This is a genomic window from Wolbachia endosymbiont of Drosophila bocki (assembly GCF_028982005.1).
GTDB classification, from domain to species: domain Bacteria; phylum Pseudomonadota; class Alphaproteobacteria; order Rickettsiales; family Anaplasmataceae; genus Wolbachia; species Wolbachia pipientis.
The window spans coordinates 1-3,599 of sequence record NZ_JAPQLG010000023.1 but is presented as its reverse complement, the minus strand read 5'-3'; the positions used below and the strand labels follow the sequence as shown (position 1 = coordinate 3,599).

General features: G+C 36.8%; 4 protein-coding genes. 1 reads left to right on the top strand and 3 read right to left on the bottom strand.

Features of this window, described 5'->3' with window-relative positions; genetic code table 11:
- The first annotated feature begins 359 nt into the window (after window positions 1-359).
- Window positions 360-1,532: a 2-oxoglutarate dehydrogenase complex dihydrolipoyllysine-residue succinyltransferase gene (gene odhB, locus OZD61_RS00435; RefSeq protein ID WP_274979438.1), complete on the top strand. Its 1,173-nt coding sequence runs from the start codon at window positions 360-362 to the stop codon at window positions 1,530-1,532.
- A gap of 38 nt (window positions 1,533-1,570) precedes the next feature.
- Here the strand turns inward: odhB and OZD61_RS00430 are convergent, their stop codons facing one another.
- From OZD61_RS00430 to OZD61_RS00420, 3 genes are all read right to left on the bottom strand, one after another.
- Window positions 1,571-2,161, bottom strand: a complete 591-nt coding sequence (locus OZD61_RS00430; protein WP_274979437.1) for a tetratricopeptide repeat protein — start codon at window positions 2,159-2,161, stop codon at window positions 1,571-1,573.
- Window positions 2,149-2,829 (bottom strand): tetratricopeptide repeat protein, encoded by a 681-nt coding sequence (locus tag OZD61_RS00425; RefSeq protein WP_274979436.1) that lies wholly within the window; start codon window positions 2,827-2,829, stop codon window positions 2,149-2,151. Before OZD61_RS00425 ends, OZD61_RS00430 begins: the two co-directional genes overlap by 13 nt.
- A 129-nt stretch (window positions 2,830-2,958) precedes the next feature.
- Window positions 2,959-3,369 (bottom strand): hypothetical protein, encoded by a 411-nt coding sequence (locus tag OZD61_RS00420; RefSeq protein ID WP_274979435.1) that lies wholly within the window; start codon window positions 3,367-3,369, stop codon window positions 2,959-2,961.
- Window positions 3,370-3,599: the final 230 nt, after the last annotated feature.

Here is a 3,599-nt window from a genome sequence, read left to right as displayed (position 1 = left end):
ATGTTTTAAATGCTTTATAAGCGTATTTCAGCTTGTGTAGGTAAAAACCTAGAAATTTGATAAAGACATAGAGTGCACATAGTGCAAAAAATTAAACACGAGACGCCAGATACGTTGAGTTTTTTTGTCATTTAATCTGTAGAGAGAAGATAAATAAATAGCTTCATTTTCATGATAAGGGAGCTGGCGAGGCTTGTCAAGGAATTTTTATGGCCTAGCGTCACGTGCTGGAATGACATTTGGGAATATGTTATCCGTTTGTCACTTCTAAATGATAAGAGCCTCAATGAATTTATTAGTTTATTACATGTCTCTTTTCATGTATAAATCTATAGAAAGTTTTATACGGAAGTTGTTTTATGAGCAAAATTATAGAAATCAGAGCACCAAAAACTCTTGGTGGTGAATCAGTTACAGAAGGTATAGTAAAAATAAAGAAGGGTATTGGAGAAGCAGTAAAAGTAGATGACTTGATCTTTGAAATTGAAACTGACAAAACAGCACTCGAATTAACTGCAGAAGCTTCAGGGCAAATAACTGAATTTCTTATAAAAGAAGATGATGTAATAAGTCCTGATCAATTGTTAGCGAAGCTTTCCATGGGAGAAGTAAAAGAGGAAGCGAGAAAAGAAGATAAAAGCGAAAGTGCTGCTAAAAAAGATGCTCCATCAGCTCGTAAAATTATGGAAGAAAATGCAATCAGTGCAGAAAGCGTCAAAGGAACTGGCGTGGGAGGCAGAATAACAAAAGCAGATGTGATAGGCCATATGAACAAAGCTGAACAACCTGCAATAAAACAATACGAATTGCCAAAAAGTGTAGTAAGTGGAGAGCAAAGAGAGGAACGAGTAAAAATGAGCAAAATAAGGCAAGTAATTGCCGCTCGTTTGAAAGCATCGCAAAATACTGCTGCAATACTGACCACGTTCAATGAAATTGACATGAAAAATGTCATGGATCTAAGAGCAAAATATAAGGACACTTTTGAAAAAAAATATGGAATAAAACTGGGTTTTATGTCGTTTTTTATAAAGGCAGCGGTGCAAGCATTGAAAGAAATTGCTGAAATTAACGCTGAAATCTCAGGCGATGAAATCATATATAAACATTACTATGACGTAGGTGTTGCTGTTGGCACCGATAAAGGCCTTGTTGTACCAGTTATTCGGGGTGCCGATCAGATGTCATTTGCAGAAATTGAGTTGACTTTAGTTGCTCTTGGCAAAAAAGCTCGTGAGGGTAAATTACAAGTATCAGAAATGGAAGGTGCAACATTTACCATCTCAAACGGTGGAGTATACGGTTCACTTCTTTCCACTCCGGTAATAAACCCTCCGCAATCTGGAATACTTGGAATGCATTCAATACAAAACAGGCCAGTTGCTGTTGGTAATGCAGTAGAAATCAGACCTATGATGTACATGGCTCTCTCTTACGATCACAGAATAGTTGACGGCAAAGGAGCAGTAACTTTCCTCGTTAAAATAAAAAATTATATAGAAGATCCAAATAGATTAGTTTTGGAAGTGTAGCTCAAATGAATTGTTGTTAATCCAGTATTGCTAAAAACCTAAATGTCATCTAGTTCTGCCAGTAGTTTAGCAACTTCCGGATGATCAGGGCCATAATGTTTCTCAAAAATAGGCAAGGCCTGTTCAAGCAATTCCTCTTGTTTCTTGTGATCGCCCAAAGCGCCATAGGCAATACCAAGATTTGCCAGTAGTTTGGCAACTTGAACATGACCAGAGCCATAATGTTTCTCAAAAATAGGTAAAGCTCGTTCAAACAACTCTTTTGCCTTTTGAGGATCACCTAAAGTACCATAAACGGTACCCAGGTTTGCCAGTGGTTTAACAATTTCAAAATGGTCAGAATCGTAATGTTTCTTAAAGATAACTAAAGCCCGTTCAAACAACTCTTTTGCTTTCTGAGGATCACCTAAAGCATAATGAGCGGTGCCGAGATTTGTTAGTATGGCAGTAACTTCGAAATGGTCAGGGCCATAACGTTTTTCATTAATTGCTAAAGCCCGTTCAAGCAACTCCTTTTTTTTCTTGTGATCACCTAAATCTCCATAAGCATTACCTAGATTTATCAGTGTTTTAACAACTCCAGAATGACCAAAGCTATAATGTTTCTCTTGAATTATTAAAGCCCGCACAAGCAACTCCTTTTTTTTTCATGATTACCTGACGCACCATAGGCAATACCAAGATTTGCAAGTGGTATAGCAACTTCAGGATGATCAGGACTGTAGTGTTTCTTAAGGACGGGTAAAGCCCGTTCAAGCAACTCTTTTGCTTTTTGAGGAGTACCTAAAGCCCTATAAGAGTTACCAAGGTTTGCCAGCGTCCTAGCAACTTCGAAATGGTCAGGGCCATAATGTTTCTCTTTAATTGTTAAAGTCCGTTCAAGAAGCTCCTTTTGTTTATCATGATTGCCTAAAGTCCCGTAGGAACTACTTAGGTTTGTCAGTATGGCAGCAACTTCGAAATGGTCAGGGCCATAATGTTTCTCAGAAATAGGTAAAGCCCGTTCAAGCAACGTCTTTTTTTTCTTGTGATCACCTAAATCCCCGCAAGCGATACCGAGGTTTGTCAGTGCCATGGCGACTATAAAATGATCAGATCCATAATGTTTTCTAAAGATAGGTAAAACCCGTTCAAGCGACTCCTTTTGTCTTCTAGGATTACCCAAGTAATAATATCCATCACTCATTCGTATTAACAAATCCACAAGATAATCCTTCTCTATTGTTTGCTTTTCTAAAGGATTTTTTCCTAGCCAATCATCTATATGTGATAAGAACGTTTCTAAATGTGGTAACAACTGTCGTTTCTTAGCATAATCTTCTAATTTGTCACTGTCGTCAGGGAAGCTTTCTTTTAATAATTGAAAAACGGTTTTTATATCTTTTTTAATTTTTCCACTTTCCTTTGACTTTAGCCTAATTACATCTTATACTAAACAGTGAATAGAAACACTACTACTCTGCTCATTGGACACTAGCATCGAATATCTCAATAATATACCTAATACTTCTTCAAAAGGTTTTTCTTCAGAATTGTTCTCTACAATCTCAGGAAATATTCTTAACAAATCTTTAGGAATATCATTGTCTAAATATGCACAAGCTACTAACAACTTGCTTGCTAGTTTAGACTCATTACGAATTGCGTCCATTGTAATATCCCAAGTAATAAACACAGGCTCATGGTTAGAATCCTTAGGTAGTGTTTTATGAGATAATAAATAAAGCTTCCTTTCTGCATAAATTTCTAAGTAACGTGAGATAGTCATTTTGTTTTCTTTGATGTAAGCGCAAGCCTGAGCTAATGCCAAAGGTAATCTACCTAACTTTTCTGCCAATATACCTATATTTGGCCTATCGCTTTCTGAAACCTGGCCTAGAATTTTCTTAACATATAATTCTGATTCTGGGGGAGTAAAAACGTCTACACCTATACTCCCTTGTGGCCATTCAGTATTACGAGACGTAACTATTATTTTGCCGCCTTTTGTAGGTCTGAGCTTAGAACCTGTTAAGGATCTCGAAAATATGAGGTAAAATAAGCATAGTTAAGAAAGAGGTATATCTA